Origin of the sequence: Shewanella sp. (genome assembly GCF_013214165.1) — a bacterium.
Lineage (GTDB): Bacteria > Pseudomonadota > Gammaproteobacteria > Enterobacterales > Shewanellaceae > Shewanella.
The window spans coordinates 17,460-35,354 of record NZ_JABSSM010000043.1 but is presented as its reverse complement, the minus strand read 5'-3'; the positions used below and the strand labels follow the sequence as shown (position 1 = coordinate 35,354).

At 41.2% G+C, this 17,895-nt stretch carries 11 protein-coding genes; 10 read left to right on the top strand and 1 reads right to left on the bottom strand.

Annotation, left to right across the window (positions count from 1 at the left end; genetic code table 11):
* Positions 1–565 precede the first annotated feature (565 nt).
* Positions 566–2,158 (bottom strand): hypothetical protein, encoded by a 1,593-nt coding sequence (locus HRU42_RS13220; RefSeq protein ID WP_295031797.1) that lies wholly within the window; start codon positions 2,156–2,158, stop codon positions 566–568.
* A gap of 1,002 nt (positions 2,159–3,160) precedes the next feature.
* Here HRU42_RS13220 and zorA point away from each other — a divergent pair.
* From zorA to HRU42_RS13170, 10 genes are all read left to right on the top strand, one after another.
* The gene (gene zorA, locus HRU42_RS13215) at positions 3,161–5,233 is read left to right on the top strand and encodes an anti-phage ZorAB system protein ZorA (protein WP_295031796.1); all 2,073 of its coding nucleotides are present in this window, start codon (positions 3,161–3,163) and stop codon (positions 5,231–5,233) included.
* On the top strand, positions 5,230–5,958 hold the full coding sequence (locus HRU42_RS13210; RefSeq protein ID WP_295031795.1) for an OmpA family protein: 729 nt from the start codon (positions 5,230–5,232) through the stop codon (positions 5,956–5,958). Before zorA ends, HRU42_RS13210 begins: the two co-directional genes overlap by 4 nt.
* A complete protein-coding gene (locus HRU42_RS13205) occupies positions 5,958–7,406 on the top strand; it encodes an EH signature domain-containing protein (RefSeq protein ID WP_295031794.1) in 1,449 nt (482 codons plus the stop codon). The genes HRU42_RS13210 and HRU42_RS13205 overlap by 1 nt, the downstream gene beginning before the upstream one ends.
* A 2-nt stretch (positions 7,407–7,408) precedes the next feature.
* Complete coding sequence (locus HRU42_RS13200) at positions 7,409–10,843, top strand: SNF2-related protein (protein WP_295031793.1); 3,435 nt, start codon at positions 7,409–7,411, stop codon at positions 10,841–10,843.
* Positions 10,844–10,939: 96 nt separating this feature from the next.
* On the top strand, positions 10,940–11,932 hold the full coding sequence (locus HRU42_RS13195) for a PD-(D/E)XK nuclease family protein (RefSeq protein ID WP_295031792.1): 993 nt from the start codon (positions 10,940–10,942) through the stop codon (positions 11,930–11,932).
* Entirely contained in the window at positions 11,932–12,558 is a 627-nt protein-coding gene (locus HRU42_RS13190; RefSeq protein WP_295031791.1) for a hypothetical protein, read from the top strand. Before HRU42_RS13195 ends, HRU42_RS13190 begins: the two co-directional genes overlap by 1 nt.
* A 10-nt stretch (positions 12,559–12,568) precedes the next feature.
* Entirely contained in the window at positions 12,569–12,787 is a 219-nt protein-coding gene (locus HRU42_RS13185) for a hypothetical protein (RefSeq protein WP_295031790.1), read from the top strand.
* Between the two features lie 29 nt (positions 12,788–12,816).
* Positions 12,817–14,853 carry a DNA phosphorothioation-associated putative methyltransferase gene (locus HRU42_RS13180; RefSeq protein ID WP_295031789.1) on the top strand — a complete coding sequence of 679 codons (2,037 nt, stop codon included), beginning with the start codon at positions 12,817–12,819 and terminating at the stop codon, positions 14,851–14,853.
* A 172-nt stretch (positions 14,854–15,025) separates the two neighbouring features.
* A complete protein-coding gene (dndB, locus tag HRU42_RS13175) occupies positions 15,026–16,135 on the top strand; it encodes a DNA sulfur modification protein DndB (protein WP_295031788.1) in 1,110 nt (369 codons plus the stop codon).
* Positions 16,128–17,894, top strand: coding sequence for a DNA phosphorothioation system sulfurtransferase DndC (locus HRU42_RS13170; RefSeq protein WP_295031787.1), 1,767 nt, complete (start codon positions 16,128–16,130; stop codon positions 17,892–17,894). The genes dndB and HRU42_RS13170 overlap by 8 nt, the downstream gene beginning before the upstream one ends.
* Position 17,895 lies beyond the last annotated feature (1 nt).

Below are 17,895 nucleotides of genomic sequence, written 5' to 3'. Positions count from 1 at the left end.
ACAGATGAAAACTATTAGCGGTGAGTTCAGCCTAATAGTCACTGAATTTCGCCAGCAGGCAGGGCTAACCCAGGCCAATGAGGCGCCTCATCAACACTGATTTTAAGAACTCGCTTTAAGATATTTAGAAAATAATTTAAAAGTAAATATTACAAGTAATCCTAGGTGTAGACGGATCAAGCATCATCACTCCCTCCTTTTACCGTCACTCCTTTCTTTTTATCGTCATCCCTCCTTATTTTTACCATCACTCCTTTCTTTTTATCGTCATCCCGGACTCGTTCCTTTTGCTGTCTTCGACCTACACGGACGTAGGAAATGTCGATCATGCTAGGAGCAATTATCGACCCGGGCTTGTTCCTTTTGGTCTTCCCGGGCTTGTTCCGGGATCCAGCTCTTGTCTTTAGGTTCTCAGGAATGGGTTCCGGCCAACAGGCATGCCGGAAAGTCGGTATTGAGTGGGTTCCGGCCAATAGGCATGCCGGAAAGACATGGGATGAGCGTGGCTGAACGACAGAATAGACATCATCTAGCCCCACGGAAAAACAGTAGATGCACATTTATGCTAAAAGCAATGAGGGAAATTCTGGCGTAATAGCTTCATCATATTGCGTTTTATCTTAAACTTCTGCACTAAATCAAGCAGTAGAGTATCGAATTCTTGTTCTGCAACATCATGGTTTACGCCAGCTGCTATCAAGGTTTTGATTTCCAATAGTAGATCAAGCGCTTGACCGTAGGCATCGTTATTGGTTTTACCTATCAAGACAGCCAACACCCTATGAAGCAAAGCCATGCTTTCGGCAGGCTGTATTAACAAGGTTAGCTTAGCCAGTTTAATCAGGTTTGAGTCACTGGCCTGATGTTTTTTCGTCCACTCCCTGGCTTTCTCTATGTGTTCTTGATATAGATAAAATGTCAACACACTGTCATTAGTCGCCCAAGATGTCTTAGAAGACACGGCACAGTCATCGGCTAAAACCCGTTCGACAGCCACTAAGAAATGCTCATCAGGCTCACCCAATTGTTGATGTAAGGTTTCCACCGTTCTATAAGCTGCGAAACTGGGGAATTGACAAAAGATCTGCCAGGCTTTTTGCCAGGCAAAACTATGCTCACCCAAGGCAAGACACACTGTCACCTCATGCTCGTCACACTGCTTACGTTCATATACACCGCTGGCACATTTTTTGGCTTGAACGAGCCAAGTCTCTGCATCGAGGGCCTCGCCTTTGTCTAAGCAAATTTGACTGATCTGCAAATAATTTCTGGCACTATTGGCAGTTAAGGCAAGTAAACGACAATGTTCTTGCCAATCGTCATTGCGCTGTGCATTGGTGATCAAGGGAGCAATGAGGCGTGAATACCGACCAGACCAATTATCTTTCTCATCCTCAATCTGAGTATGAGTATTGTTTCGATCTTGTTGAAATATTTGCACTCGATCAGCGCATTTGGCCAAAAACAACACCTCAACGTCGTCGCTAAAGCGAAAGTCTTCCGGCACACAGGGGAATATATCGAGACGTGCATCGGCCAATTGATCCACTAACCATTGCGCCTTATCATCATCAGGCCAAGTCAGCTGCTCAAATAGTTTGCTAATATTTTCATTAAGTTGACCCTCGATGTAAAAACGCGCACCACCAGAATCATCGATCTGCTCTAAGACCAGATTAAGCCGCTCGATGGCCGCCATACAAAATTGCCATTGTTCATCTAGGATTAATTGCTCGCTCGCGGCAAAAATAATTTCAAATTGATCATCTGCATCTTCAAAATAATCTTTGACCTGATACCAATCCCAGACCTGTTTCTCGGGCAGCGCCTTGATGAGCAAATCAGTTAAGCTCTGCATTGATGCACCGCCATGATCCATGTGCTTAGTGTCCTTAAGCGCCAGTGTAAATTGCCACTTATCCCACTCCCTGGGCCTGCTCGTTATAGACTCCATCAGCATATCAAGTAGCTGTTCATTCGGTAGTCCTGACAGGTGATCTCGCAAACGCTTCATTTGTTTATTTTTATCGATTTTCGCTGACGCATCGGCATGTTTTTCTACGACCAAGTGGCTAACAGCGCCATGCTCAGTAAACTGTTCAAGCTCCATAAGATCTTGGTAGCCTACCCGTCGTTTTAGCTCTTCAATATCAATCATCTATACACCTAGGATTATATTTTTAATTTATTATCACCGACTTACACGCTTATGAAGTAAAAAACAATTTGCATGTGTCTATTTTTAAACAGCCTCCAATTGCTTTTGAGCTCGAGATATTGCGACATTAAGTATGTTAGGCTTGTTGCAGCCCACTGAGTACCAGCTCTTATTATCCCAGACTTGTTCCTTCATGTCTTCGACCTACAAGGTCTGTGATATTCCCGATATCATTCAGACATTTCCCATATCCCTATGGGGCAAGTAGGAAATGTCGATCATGCCAGCAGCAATTATCGACCCGGACGTGTTCCTTTGGTCATCCCGGACTCGTTCCGGGATCCAGCTCTTGTCTTGACGTTCTAAGAAATGGGTTCCGGCCAACAGACATGCCGGAAAGACCATATTGAATGGATTCCGGCCAACAAGCACGCTGGAAAGATATGGGATGAAAGTCATAATAACCATGACATCCATTTTATTCTCCACTATCAATGTTGTCTCGCGTCAATTAGGGCGTTTGTTATTTGACTATATGGATTATGAACTTCGCAGGATGATCCATACACCTCATACGAAACCAAACATCTTAAGGCCTTGTATTGTCATGGATGCGAGCGTAGCGAGTGCCTGTATGGCTTGTCCTTGATGATATAAGGTCTGATTGAATAACAAACCTATGAGGCGTGTTTTAATTTACGCTAAGTTGACTCTCTAGTTGTCGTCTTGCAATAGGTATATCTCTGGGTCTTGTTTAAATGCCATCTAGCCATCGATGACAGTTGGCGGATCCTTGTCGCCGCTTGCGGTCGGTGTTTTTCAAGATAGTGTTCACAATACGCTGTTAGCTCTTGGGTATTGCCCACTGGCACTTCTGTATTATTATGTTAATGTATACTATTGAAATAATAAGTATTATTGTTAATGTGGAAATGTTTTTTACGCTAAACTACAATAAAAAATCAATTTGGACACCTCTCGACCTCAAATGGGCAGCAAAACATGAATTCAAGCTTAGATTTTACCCCCTTAATACCTCAATTCGAATTACTAAAAAGTGGGGTTTTCACTACAACAGCCTCTTTAAGCGCGTTCATAGTACTTGTATTAATTATTACTTTTACAATCGCTTGTTGCTTATCTGTATACGCAGGTTTTAAGACTTATCGTAGAACAAGCCTGGTACGAAAAATAATTAAGGGTAAAGAAACAGCTACAGTGCTTCATGAGCGCTCTGATATGCTTGAAAAATCAGAGCCCATCACCGTTGTTCATGACCTCTGGAGTGAGTTCGACGAAACTCTTGTCGAAGTTGAAACGCCAAATGGACAGGCACTCTATAACACTGTCGATGCAGAATACTTCTTCAATACGACCACCTTAGCTCGCGGTGCAACAGAAAGTCGCATGGCGGCGGCTGTTCCAGGTTTTTTAACCGCAATTGGAGTTATAGGTACTTTCGTAGGCCTTCAACTTGGACTCGGTGGTTTGCAGCTTGATGCTGGAGCGAGTGTTGAACAACTCCGCGAAGGGATTGGTGGAATGATCAATGGTGCAGCAGTTGCATTTATGACATCTGTTTACGGTGTTGCCCTGAGTTTGATCTACAACTTTATCGAAAAATGTCTTGAGCGACGTGCACGAACCAGAGTAATGAATGTCCAAAGTCAATTAGATAGACTTTTTCCGAGGCTCAGCGCTGAATCACAGCTTGTAAGAATTGCCAGTGATGGTGAGCAGTCAAAAGATGTATTGCTAGGACTAGCAGAAAAAATTGGTGACAAACTACAAGAAGCCCTCATTGAATCATCACAGCAAATACAAACGGGATTAGAAGCCAGCCTCGAAAAAATAATGGCTCCCGCGATTAATAAATTAGTAGATCAAACATCCGAAGGAAACCAGCAAGCTTTAGAAGGCCTACTTGAAAAGTTTATGGATGGATTTGGCTCGCAAGGCCAAGAGCAAAGAATTGCTATGGATTCAGCTTCGGGTAAAATCAACGAAGCCATATCAAGTATGAGCCAGACCATGCAATCGTTTGTGACTAAGATGGAGCATACTCAAACGCAAGCGAGTACTCGTGAGAAAGACCTTGCAGAGCAAATCAAGAATCAAGTAAATGAATTGGTAGCTCATAGCTATGAACAAAAACAAACGCTAACTAAGCTTATTGATGAAAACCTTAGCAACATCGAAGAACAAACTAAACAAAGAGACATAGCCGAGAAAACTAATAGAGATAAAGCGGATACTCTGTTTAGTCAGCACATTCAACAAACCACCCAAATAAGCGAAGACATGTCGGCTAATATTTCTACAGCGACGCAGCAAATGCAAACAGCTTTAGAAAAGCAGATTAACGATAACTCAGAAAAAGAAAGCCTTCGTCAAAATGCCTTGATGGATCAAACCACTGAGCTTAAATCTAGTACAGAGTCACTGCTTAAACAGGTTGAGCAACTAGTCACAGCCCAAGTACAAGCGACTTCGAATCTACTGGTACAAGGTAAAGCATTACAAGAAGGTATTGACGCATCAGTACGTTCTAATCTTGACGCATCTTCAAATATGAAGCTGACTAGCGAACAATTAAACGTTGCAGCTAGCTCCATGAATGTCATGGGCAGTAACATTAAAGAAGCAGGTAATCAGTTGTCTGGTGCAGTAACTGAAGCTGTTCATACAACGAAAGATCTTGCAGCGCAAAATCAAGCCACTGCAGAAAGAATGCAAGACCTTAGAACCAAGTTAAACGAAGATTACCAATCACACACCGTGATAACCGATAACCTAATGCAAATAATTGATTCGGCCGATAGCAGCTTCGATAAGATGAAGGACCACCAGCAAGCATACTTGAATGAGCTACAGCAAAATGTTATTTCACTAAAAGATCATTTAAATAACCTACTGGTTGAATATGGTAATCATGTTAATGATCAAACTACAGCCCGTCTCAATGTATGGAATGAGCAAACGTCTGAATACACGGGACAAATGACATCAGCAATGAAGGCTCTTTCAAGTGTGATTGACGAAATAGAGACTAAAACGGGTAGACAAGTTGCATGAGTAGATTCAGAAGAAAGCCTATAAATATAGATGAAGAAAATCCCTACTGGATGTCCTTCTCTGACCTTATGTCTGCTTTGCTCATCATATTCATCCTTGCGGCGATGGCACTTATCCTTGAATTAACTGAAACCAAGAACCAAGTTGATGAAGCCATTGAAGAAATAAAGAAATCTGAAATGGTACGGCGAAACATTCTACATGATATAAAAAATGAACTAAGTGCAAAAAATATCATTGTAGAAATCACAGAAAATGAGACAGTACTCCGTATTCCTGAGCAGCAACTCACATTTGAATCGAACAAATTTGACATACCTGAAGACGAAGCTACTCAAAAAGCAGTCATAGAGATAGGTAATACTATCCATAGAGCAATATTAAAAGATAAGAGATTTACTTATTTAGATACTGTATTTGTAGAAGGCCATACCGATAGCCGTCGCTCTCCTCGTCTAAAAGGGAATTGGGGCTTATCGACATTCAGAGCCATCTCATTGTGGGAGCTATGGAACGATAAAACCGATTTAACACCTAGATTTGATGAAATTAAAAACAGTCAAGGACAGTCGCTATTTTCAGTAAGTGGCTATTCATCAACACGACGCGTAAACGAACAAGAACAAACTCCACTCGATATGGAACAAAATAGACGTATCGATATTCGCTTTACGGTGAAAAAACCGAGTTTCTTAGATATTGAAAGCATAAAAGAGCAATTTTAATGTTTGAAATCAACTTGCGCTTACCGCAGTTTACTCTCGACAGTGTCAACATGGACGCCTTTAAGCGCCATATGGCTAAACATACTAAGACACTATCAAAACTGACAGATAATGTTGGTCAAACGAGTGATGAATTCCAAATAACCTATAACCACCTATCCAAAGTCATTCAGGGTAACCAGTTTTGTCCATCATTGATAAGTAACCACCTCATGGTTCGTGCCTTATCATTGGCAATTAATGACTCCAAGCTAAATAGTAAGATTAAAATTAACAAACAACTGCTCCAGCAGATCGACACAATACAAATTAAGCCCAGTGCACTCATCACCACCGCAATGACAAACTTGTTCCATCAAAGATTCGACCAGTTAAATGAAATAGAAGCTTTAGGTGATTGGATCATTAAGTCCAGGAAGCGCCGAAACCTATCAGAGCGTTCTGATATGCATATTTTTAGTATCGAAGGACCTAAATGGTTAGCAAATACAGCAATCAAGCAGAAAAGTGATCTCAACTCTATACTGAAAGAAAACCAACTTGATCAATACACCAGTGGTAAGTTTCTCGCTGATGCCCATTCAATTTACTTTGTTAAACAACTACAAAAAATCCCGGTTAATCAGCCACATCCAATTTTAGATGAAGTCATTAAAAGGGATGTGTTTACCGCTAAGTATGACCGTACAATGCAAGTGGGCCATAAAGTACTAGAGATCTTAATAGACAGGGCCCCTTCACAAGAGTTAGACAAAAGTTGGGAGCAAGTCATCCTGACTATTGCTGGTGATCCAAGGGTTGCTTCAAACAGTGCAAAGTACCAGTTATGGTGGAATAAACTAGGTAAAGCCCGCATTCAAAAAGTGATAGGCTGGCTTTCGCGTTTGGATCTAAAGCTATTTTTAGAAGTACTAGAAGATTTTTCAAAGACCTCAGGTAACACTGAATTAATTCGCATGTACCCTTCACGTAAAAGCTTCTTAGAGGGCGTGTTTGAAAAAGATCTAGTTGAAAACTCAAGGCTCTACCTTTCCAGACAAGCTGAAAGGTACCTAAAACGCCACTATAAGAAAAATGAGCTACCTAGCTATTCGGTCGTCAGTGATCAAGACAAGTCAATAATTTACCTAAAGCTTAAGAATGCCCATGTCATTGAAGGAAGCCACAGTTGCTACTTATGGATATATCCTCATTTACACGAAGATGCACTTGTATTTAATTACAACCTAACTACACCTAGCTATAGCGCGTTAACGAGTGGATTATCAGCCAAAATGGCTTTGAAAGGATGCAAACCAAGTGCAAAAATATTACATTCTCCAGCCAAGTATAAATGGCAATATGAGGGTGTACAGGCATTAAAAGGTTTAGGTATGGATATCAAAGGTAGTGACGTACTCTCTAATAATGATTACAAACAATTTAAAAGATTTTATGGAGCGATATAAGGATGTTTAACTCTCTAATCAGTCAGCTTCTTGGCAAAAATAATAATGATCAAAGATACCAATTCAGTGCTGATGACGGTGAGTTAACTTTTTCGACTTCAGATAAGATCACAGCGCAACTAAATGAGCTCAAGGCCCCCTCTTGGATTCAACATCAATATGTGTTCCTCAATATGTTAGTTGAGCAAGGGCTAGCGGAGCCCATTCCCAATGGCTTCATTATCGAAGACGAGCACGCTGTAAGACTCGATGAAGAAGCACGTGCACTACTGCAGCTTCCTTCAGTTTGGAAAGGTAAAGTGAATGCACGAGTTAAAGGTGAGGTTCGTAAAAGTAATTTTCGCGTGTCATTACAATGTACCGATGATAGAGGGCAGTATTCCAGTGCCTACATACTTAAAGGTCCCCTCCTTTTCTTTTCAGAGCGTCAGCAATACCTGTTAAATAGCGTACAGCTTAAAGTCTTCACCTCCTTAGCAATACACAAGAAAAGTAAAAAGGAGGAATTTGATAATCTACAGCTGATCAACCAGCTGCAGGAATGTAATCTAGCAGGTGTTGAAATTGACCTATCTCATTTCAATCAAATAGAAATCGTATCTCCTGAGCAAGTCAGTGTGATCGGAGAGCAAGATGCACAAGGAAATCTTCACTTAATACCACAGTTAGGCCAAACCAGTAGCACTGATGAAATGCGTACCCGTCTGGGGCAAATACAAGACGGCAATCACTCTGCATTAAGAGTAAAAGATCAGATAATTCTACTTGATGAAAAAATGCTAAAAGCTACCCAAGAAATTATCAAAAACAGAGTAATACCCCAATCACAAGTTGCTCAATTTTTAAAAACACCCCAAGCCTATATTGATGCATCTCTGGTCGATCTAGACACAGGTTTTAGCATTCGAGTTAACGGTGCTTCAACATTCAAACATGCATATTTTGGTGAGAAAGATCAAAATCAAATTGACTGGTTCGGTCAACTGTCAGAACTCAGCCTGCCACCCACAACTGACATTTCGCCTCTTATTAAAGATGCAGAACAACTAACTGAATTTGAAACAACTTACACCAATGCAGTAAAAGCGGGTGCTGATATCTTAGACTTCAACGCACGAGAAGTGGATATTAGAGATAAAGCGGCTATTAATGAGCAAATAGCACATAAGCGAGAAGAGTTAACACAAGCGACTTATGGTAATGATGAAGCTGATAACGAACCAGAAAGCGACAATGAGACCTATGTCGTAGATATTGAGCTCAACGATGAAGAATTAGATATAGCCTCGCCTAAGCTTGAAGAACAAATTCAACAAGTACTCTATAAAGAACCACTGGATTGGAGTAATCATAAAAGGACGCCATTCGAACATCAAAGGTCAGGTGTACAATGGATCTTAGGCCTTACCCAAAAATCAATTGCGGATAATAAAGTAACTGGTGCCCTACTTGCCGACGATATGGGCTTAGGAAAAACCTTCGTATCACTATCTGCGGTATCACATTACTTTCAGCTCAACTCTGTCTCTGGTACAGACTCAAAACCTGTACTCATAGTGGCGCCTTTAAGCCTACTCGAGAACTGGAAAGACGAAGTAGAGATAACGTTTAATCAATCACCTTTCACCGATATTGTCATACTGCAAAGTAATGCAGACCTTAACAAGTTCAAAATATCCGGTGCCAGTGCTGAAACAAAAAATCAAAATAGCCATGGCGAAGGACATCTAGATGAATCAGATATCCGTTATTCGCTAAAGGTGGGGAAAAACTTCCAAAGCGAACGACTCGATCAACCTAAACGTTTAGTGATCACGACCTATCAAACACTACGAGATTATCAGTTCTCACTTTGCAGAGTTGATTGGTCATTTGTCATCTTTGACGAAGCTCAAAATATAAAAAGTCCCAATACATTGCAAACGCGTGCAGCCAAGGGCCTAAAAGCAGAATTTAAGCTGCTTGCAACCGGCACGCCGGTTGAGAATAGTTTGGCAGACTTTTGGTGTTTGCTTGATACCGCTATGCCTGGTTACTTAGGTAATTATCAAGATTTCCGTAATAAATACGTCACACCAATAACGGCTGCTGCAAGTGATGAAGTCGACATGATTAGGGCTGAGGTTGGACGAAAGCTGCGTTTAGATGTGGGCGCTTTAATGCTAAGAAGGCTTAAGGAAGATAACTTAGCTGATTTACCAGCCAAAAACATCTTTGTAGGGCTCGACGATGACCCTGTTTGGCAATATCAACAACAGCTTGGTTCAGTAATGGTAAATGACCAACTTAATCATTATGAACAAGTTATAGTCAATAGTCATAATGGTGGGGCTAATGCAGCCCTAGCCTGCTTACAACAACTCAGGGACGTCAGCTTACATCCACAACTTTTTGTCAAAGATCAAATAGATGTGCCACAAAAAGCTAATGCTATTAATCAGTTTCTAAGCGAATCAAGCAAATTAAACTCAGTAATTCTAACGTTAAACGAGATACAGCATCGTAACGAGAAGGTTATCATTTTTGCCGTTAATAAACGTTTACAAGCATTCCTTAGCATTGCACTAGCTAGGCTTTATAAATTAGAAAAAGTGTCTGTCATCAATGGAGATGCTAAAGCGATATCTAAACGCGCAAATGTCCCTACTCGTAAAAGTATGATTAAGGAGTTCGAAGCTAAGAGTGGATTTAACATTATCATAATGTCACCAGTTGCAGCAGGTGTTGGCCTAACAGTTGTTGGCGCAAACAATGTTATTCATCTAGAGAGACACTGGAACCCAGCAAAAGAAGCACAGGCTACTGACCGTGTTTACAGAATTGGACAGACAAAAGACGTCAATATTTATGTCCCCATTGCTCATCATCCTCAGTTTGAATCATTTGATGTAAACCTACATAAACTACTATCGGCCAAAACATTATTAAAAGATGCCGTCGTGACCCCCGAAGAGATCAAACCCATACCAGGAGGAGTTAACGGTTTAAATCATGACTCTGTCATTATAAAAGACAGCTTAACCAGCTTAAATTGGCAACAGTTTGAAGCGCTTGTTGCACTGACTTTAGCTAAAAAAACCAATGCCACTAATACAATACTGACAGAAGCGATTACAGATCAGGGTGCTGATGTTGTCTTAACCACACCAACTGGTGAACACCTCATACAGATTAAGCACATCAATAAAGCTTTTTACAATGCACAGCGTGCCTTAGAAGATCTGTTAGAAGCTCAAGATTATTATTTAAAAGATGCTTCAAACAAACAGCTGATTTTCGTGACAAATGCGACCAATGTTACTGTCACGAGTAGAAAGTTTGCCGATAATAATGGCATTCAAGTCGTCGATGGCAATGACTTGATGAATGAAATCACGTTATATCCAACCAGATATTGTGAAATTGTCGAATTACTCGAAAAAATAAGAGTTGCATAACAACAATATACCTTGAAAGGCCCAACACCTTTGAAGGATATATAAGTAATTAAAACCGTTTACAGCGACCCACATCAAATTGATAAAGGAATTATCATGACAAAAAAAGCACCAAACATATTCGAATATGCGACAAGTGAGCTATCACAGGATGCAGTCATTTGTTGGCTACTTGAGTGGGCTAATCCTGTAAATGAACAGTTCGATCCTGCACTACATTCTTACGGTAAAACTTTCCTAACTTCACTCCTAGAAAAGTGTAATGAAACTTGTCCAGACCAACTCAAAAGCGTAAAAATATACAAGCAGTACAAGAATATTGATGTGCTCTTGGTGATCAATGATAACCATTGTATTGTGATTGAAGATAAAACGAATACCGCAGAGCATTCAGATCAACTGCAACGTTATAAACAGCAAATAGAAAGTGAATTTAATGATCATAGAATGAGTTTTATTTACTTTAAAACAGGAGTGCAGCTAGATTATAGCTCAGTCAAAACAGCTGGTTACTCGATATACACGGCATATGATTTTATAGATTCGTTCAAGACTGAAGAAAATCAGTTACCTGTAGGCATTTTAAGGGATTACTACCAGCATCTAAAATGTATGATTGAAGAAACTAGATCTTACGAGTCAATACTGGTAAAAGATTGGTCCGACACTACATGGAATGGCTTTTTTACTGAACTTAGTAAGCATTATGAGGGTTTCAATTTATCAGGTTATGCCAGTAGCAAAGGCTGCTACTTCTACTGGCAAGAGCATGAACAATTATCACTAGGCTCATATCTTCGTATTAGCCAAAAAACTCGAAAACTTTCAATAAAATTAGAGTCTAAAGCCAAAGGGTTAAACTTTGATGATGTGAATAAATTCAGGGAGTCTGTTTTTAACTCAGACACAGCTAACATATTAGGCAAAGGTAAGAAAAGTGGCAAGATCAATACTACATTGGCTAATTATCATGAAGATTTCCCATCAGTCACAGCCACGGGGTTACTCGATATGACGCAGACAAAAAGTGCAATTAAAAGGTGTATAGACATCTTAGATATCACAAGAAAAACAATAATGTCTTCTTAATGACTGAACAATCACGTGCTAAAAATTTAATCCACAATCAGGCCTCAAATTATGGGCCTAAAATAACAGCTCAAGCCAGCCGACATTTCAACTATCAAGATTTAATCGAGTGTAGTGATACAGCTAGACTTGGTAAAGTGACTAACATTCCGGTTCAAGATCAAACGTTCGACGCATTACAACAATTAGCCGTTCATCTGCTTGACCCTATTGTGGATCAATTTGGGCCTATCACCCTCACCTATGGCTTTTGCTCGCCAGAGCTGTCACGGGCGATTACACACAATCATAATCCCCACATAGCGCCTAATCTTGATCAACATACTTGCCATGAGCTAAACAGCAAGGGTAAATTGATATGCACACGCTTGGGGGCTGCGGTCGACTTTAAGGTGGATTATATGGCTGGCAGAATGGATGAAGTCATAGTTTGGATTGCAGAAAACCTAGAATTTGATCGTATCTACTATTATGGCAAGTCACGGCCGCTACATATCAGTTATGGACCTGAGATGAATCAGTTCGTACAGTTAATGAATACCAATCAAATTTCTGGGCGCAGGACGCCTGGAAACAGAGCATCAGGTAACGATGTCGTGGCCATGATTAAACGGCTGAACTACTAAGGTTGTACAGATGAGTAATGACCCAAAAGGTAAGCACCTCGAACAATCGATAGCCAATTTGGCCAGTAGAGAAGGTATCGAAAGTAGCAAGTGGCTGACTAGCAAAGAGGCCATGCAGAAACTTGGAATATCGGGTTGTGATTTGATGCATAAACGAATGAGCGGTGAGTTAGTCTTTAAAAAGAAAGGTAATAGCTACCTATATCTGTTGGATACTCCGTCTGACTAACTGCTAAAGATTAATCATTAAGGGAAAACATGGACGCACTGCAGTTTACTCACCTAATTCGTGACATCCCCTTAGGGAAAAAATTACCCGACGCCGTTTATCTACATAAAGATAGCTTCAGTGAGCTAGAAGCGTCGCTTACTCAGTTTATCCACGCAGTCGCTAAAGCACTTAAAATTGAAACTCAAGACTGGCACATAGTTAAGTTATCCCGTAATGAGTTCAGATTATCCTTACTCTCTTATCCCTCCTTCTTCACCGAAGCTTATCCATCGCTCACACAGAGTGTCACCGTAGATCTCAATAAATTAAGCCACCGCATTGTCGATTATACAAATAGCGATAACCCGCCTATTCTGCATCGCAAAGAAACCATGCTGCCCACACACCACACTAGCTACGAAGAGTTTGAATACATTACCCAAGAGGGAGAAAATGCGGGGCTCTACGATAACAGTCGTATGATAGGCTTTAAGCAGTCTTGGTTAAGAGTAATAGAGCGGCACGGTTATACTCTACTCGATGGCAGATTATTTCGCAGTTCTGCCCTCACGTCGCCAGATAATAGTGAACAAGCATCATCAATTGACCGTCATAAAACAGCAATTGTGCGTCATGAACTCTCAGCACCAATGAAACAGCTGGCCAAGCAAGGTTATCTTAATGGTGACTATACGATTTTTGATTATGGCTGCGGCCGCGGTGATGACTTAACCGAATTACAGGCTCACGGGCTAGATGCTATCGGCTGGGATCCAAAATTCAGGCCCGAGGACGATAAACTTACCTCAGATCTGGTCAATATTGGCTTCGTGATCAATGTGATTGAAGATCAGGTTGAAAGAAGTGAAGCCCTCATAGGCGCGTGGCAACTTACGCATAAATTACTGGTGGTATCGGCCATGTTAGCCAATGACAAATACATCAGCCAGTTCACGCCGTATAAAGATGGTGTCATCACCTCCCGTAACACCTTTCAAAAGTACTATGCACAGGCAGAGCTCAAAGGATATATCGAGCGCACGCTGGATGAGAATGCTATCGCCATCGCACCTGGTATTTATTATGTCTTTAAAGATAAGATTGAGGAACAGCGCTTCCTATCTGGACGCTTCAAACGTCACCATGCCTGGAAACAAATTACAGCACCGACTCCCACTAGTGAAGAGCAAGCCAGATTACTGTTTACCCGGCATCATGAGTTACTCAATCGGTTTTGGGATCGATGTTTACAGCTAGGGCGACTGCCGGTGCTAGAGGAGTTTTCTGAAATAGCTGATATCAATTTAGCCCTTGGTAATGCCAAGAAAGCGCTCAAGTTACTACTCCAAGTTCAAGGTGAACTGGCTACTAGCGAATTTGAAGCTGCGATTGAGATGCGTCGAGAAGATCTACTGGTGTACTTCGCTTTATGTCAGTTTGAGCAGCACAAAGGCTACCAACATCTACCCGAAGAGCAGAAACGTGACATCAAGGTGTTCTTCGACACTTATAAAGTGGCACTGGCCGAATCAAAAATTTTGCTTTACCGTATCGCCAATACTGAAGAGATTGAGCTGGCCTGTATTCAAGCACATGAATCGCTACCAGCCAGCAAGCTAAACTTAGGCCACTCACTAGAGCTTCACAAAAAATTCCTGCCTTATCTACCGGCACTGTTACGGATATACGTAGGCGCAGCGGCACAACTCTACGGTGAGCTAGATGAAATAGATTTAGTAAAAATTCATATCACCTCAGGCAAAGTCAGCTTTATGGGATACGATGACTTTAATACCAGCCCCTTGCCCACCCTGCGTGAACGTATCAAGGTAAAAATGTGGCAGTTGGATGTCGATTTTTTTGACTATGTAGAAAAAGACAAACGACCACCACTGATATACAAGAGCCAGTTTCAGGATGAAACATTCGAAGACTTCAACAAACAAATTTCATTTGATAAGCGATTGAAGAAAATAGATATTTTTGAAGACAACAAAAGGCCCTGTAACTTGAGTGATGTCACATCAAATTTGAAGCCAAAAGGCCTTGAAATTCGGAGCTATCGCTTTTATAAACTAACCTGACTACTTATTAAACTGAAGACACAGATTCTGCTTTTCCTCCGTGCATTGCATGTCATAATCTACTAGAATAGCCACCTTCCCCGTTATACCTATAACGTCTTACACTAGATTTGACGTGATACGTTGACGTACTAAACTTTAATTAACGTCATGTTTCACGTTAGGAGTTCCCATGAGAAGCGCACAAGATGGTTATTGTTTTTCATTTCCAGCAGTGAGGGGGATTCAAGCTGGAAAGCCTTTCTACATAGCGACTTGCCCCTTAAGCACTATTCCTAAAATCTTCGTGTTTGACGAAGAAGAAGTGCCACCAGAGCTAAGGGCTCAGCGTACGTTAAATAAATCACGTATCCCAGAGATGGTACGTTATCTTGTAGACAACCCCAAAGGCTATGTTTTTTCGGCCTTAACAGTTTCAGTGGCTTCAACAGTCACCTTCGAAGAAAGTGACCATCTGGATACACCCAACTTAGGTACATTAAAAATACCTATGGATGCTCAAATCCTTATCAATGACGGTCAGCACAGACGTGCCGCAATCGAAGCCGCAATAAAAGAACAACCTGAATTAGCCCATGACAACATACCTGTGTTGTTTTTTGTCGATGAAGGTCTTGAGCGAAGCCAGCAGATGTTTGCCGATCTGAACAAATATGCAGTGAAACCCAGCCCTTCCTTAGGTGCATTGTACGATCACAGAGACGAGAGCTCCGAGCTTGCCAGACACTTGGCACAGAGCATTAAACCTTTTAAAGGTTTTACTGAGATGGAGAAATCAAGCATCAGCTCTAAGAGCGGTAAGCTCTTCACTCTGAGCAGCTTGAAGCAAGCAAACCGAGCACTTCTGGGTAAAGGCATGAAAGACAGTTTCACTGATGAAGAGAAGCAATTAGCTTCTGAATATTGGCAAGCTGTCTTTGCTGCCACTCCTGAATGGCAAATGGTAATAAAAAAAGAGTTATCCCCTTCCCAATTTAGGCAAGAATATATCCATGCACATGGTGTTGGATTGCATGCCTTGGGCTCATTAGGTTGTTCATTAATTACAGCACAACCTAATGAATGGAAAGAAACAATTAAGCAATTAAAAAATGTCGATTGGAGAAAATCCAATCCTGTATGGGCCCACCGAAGCATGCTACATGGCAAGTTAAGTAAAGCGTCTACCAACATCATGTTGACCACCAACGCACTTAAACAAACTTTGTCACTTTCATTAACTCCGGAAGAGCGAGCCCTAGAAAACCAACATATACCAAGTAGTGAGGCATCTAATGGCTGATTTATTCCAAGCCGATGCGCTAGACGATGAGCAGTTAGAATATATTCAAAAAGAATTCTTTGCCGGCTTCAAGCGATATAAAAATAGTGACACTTTACCCGTAGAGTTAGATAAATATAACAAGCTTGATGATTCATTAAAGCATCAAGTCAGTATGAATTTATGTCGTGACTTATTGCGCGAGCAAAAAAGCAATGAAGGCTTTTTACTTCAACATTTTATTGATGATGTTCAAAGTGTTTATTGTTCCGATAACCGTCCTTGGGTCATAGGTTATAGTGGCGGTAAAGACTCAACGGCTGTCGTTACTCTGATCTACCTGGCCTTATTGTCACTCGACGAGAGCAAACGAACTAAACCCGTTTACGTCGTCGCTTCGGATACCTTAGTTGAAACACCACTCGTTGTAGATCATGTGAACCGTTCACTCGAAAGCATCGGTAATCAAGCTAGGCGTGATGGTTTACCGTTAACGACACATAAGGTATTGCCAAAACCGCACCAAACATTCTGGTCCTGTTTATTGGGCAAAGGCTATCCAGCCCCAACACAAAGTTTCCGTTGGTGTACCGAAAGAATGAAGATCGATCCTGTTAGTGACTTCATCAAAGATAAAGTCTCACAGCATGATGAGGTGATAGTTATTCTTGGCTCTCGTAGTCAAGAAAGTGCTTCTCGTGCTCAGGTTATTGCAAAACATAAAATTGAAAACACTCGACTTGCACGGCATACAACGCTTGCCAACGCATTTATCTATACCCCTATTGATACTTGGAGTATGGACGATGTGTGGAAACTCATTCGTGCCTGTAGCTTAGAGGTGACTATTTCCCCTATGGGCATAGGTAAGAAATGGTCAAATGAGTATGACCTTGAATGGGAAAATCCTTGGGGCGGAAAAAACCTCACTCTTTGGAACCTATATAAAGACTCATCTGATCAAGGTGAGTGCCCTATGGTCATCGATGACAGCACACCATCATGTGGAAACTCTCGATTTGGCTGTTGGACCTGTACTGTTGTCACTAAAGATCGTGCCATGGAAAGCTTGATTAAAAATGGCGAAGAGTGGATGCAACCTCTACTCACCTTCCGTAATAAGCTTGCTGAAACGAATGTACCAGCGAATAAAGATATTTATCGCAACTTCAAACGCCGTGTAGGTAAAGTTAATTATCAACGTGTTAAAGAGGGTCAAGAGTTATCATCTGTGCGTGCACATGTGCCAGGACCTTATTGGCTTAAGTATCGTAAAGAGTGGCTCACTGAGTTATTGGTACAACAAAGAGAATTTAATAAAAACGGTTATTCTGTCACCTTAGTCACTGAGCCCGAGCTTCATGCTATTCGTCAAGAATGGCTCAACGATCCTAATGAGCCGGATTGGGCCGATACACTGCCAAAGATTTATCGTGAAGTCTTCGGTACCGACCTTAACTGGGTGATTAATGACAACTCTAGTTTCGGCGAACTTGAAGCACAAATACTGCAAGATTTAAGTGAAAAATATGCGGTAGAGCCGGAGATGGTACAGAAACTTCTCGATCTGGAGCTTTCCCTCGAAGGTTTAAGCCGACGCACCGGAGTATTCGATAAACTAGGTACCTTACTTAGGCAGGATTGGGGTTCTTTGGAGGAAATTAAACAGCGACATGCTCAACTACAGAGTAAGTCAGACTTTGATATCCATAAAGATCAAATCGAAAAGTACGAGACTGAAATCCTGGCGCTAGACAAGCAAGCTAAGGTGGACTTTTAAA

Bases quoted from the DNA above. Each gene is read 5' to 3' on its own strand.
- zorA (WP_295031796.1), top strand. From the start codon at position 3,161: ATGAATTCAAGCTTAGATTTTACCCCCTTAATACCTCAATTCGAATTA.
- HRU42_RS13170 (WP_295031787.1), top strand. From the start codon at position 16,128: ATGGCTGATTTATTCCAAGCCGATGCGCTAGACGATGAGCAGTTAGAA.
- HRU42_RS13200 (WP_295031793.1), top strand. From the start codon at position 7,409: ATGTTTAACTCTCTAATCAGTCAGCTTCTTGGCAAAAATAATAATGAT.
- dndB (WP_295031788.1), top strand. From the start codon at position 15,026: ATGAGAAGCGCACAAGATGGTTATTGTTTTTCATTTCCAGCAGTGAGG.
- HRU42_RS13190 (WP_295031791.1), top strand. From the start codon at position 11,932: ATGACTGAACAATCACGTGCTAAAAATTTAATCCACAATCAGGCCTCA.
- HRU42_RS13195 (WP_295031792.1), top strand. From the start codon at position 10,940: ATGACAAAAAAAGCACCAAACATATTCGAATATGCGACAAGTGAGCTA.
- HRU42_RS13180 (WP_295031789.1), top strand. From the start codon at position 12,817: ATGGACGCACTGCAGTTTACTCACCTAATTCGTGACATCCCCTTAGGG.
- HRU42_RS13205 (WP_295031794.1), top strand. From the start codon at position 5,958: ATGTTTGAAATCAACTTGCGCTTACCGCAGTTTACTCTCGACAGTGTC.
- HRU42_RS13210 (WP_295031795.1), top strand. From the start codon at position 5,230: ATGAGTAGATTCAGAAGAAAGCCTATAAATATAGATGAAGAAAATCCC.
- HRU42_RS13185 (WP_295031790.1), top strand. From the start codon at position 12,569: ATGAGTAATGACCCAAAAGGTAAGCACCTCGAACAATCGATAGCCAAT.
- HRU42_RS13220 (WP_295031797.1), bottom strand. From the start codon at position 2,158: ATGATTGATATTGAAGAGCTAAAACGACGGGTAGGCTACCAAGATCTT.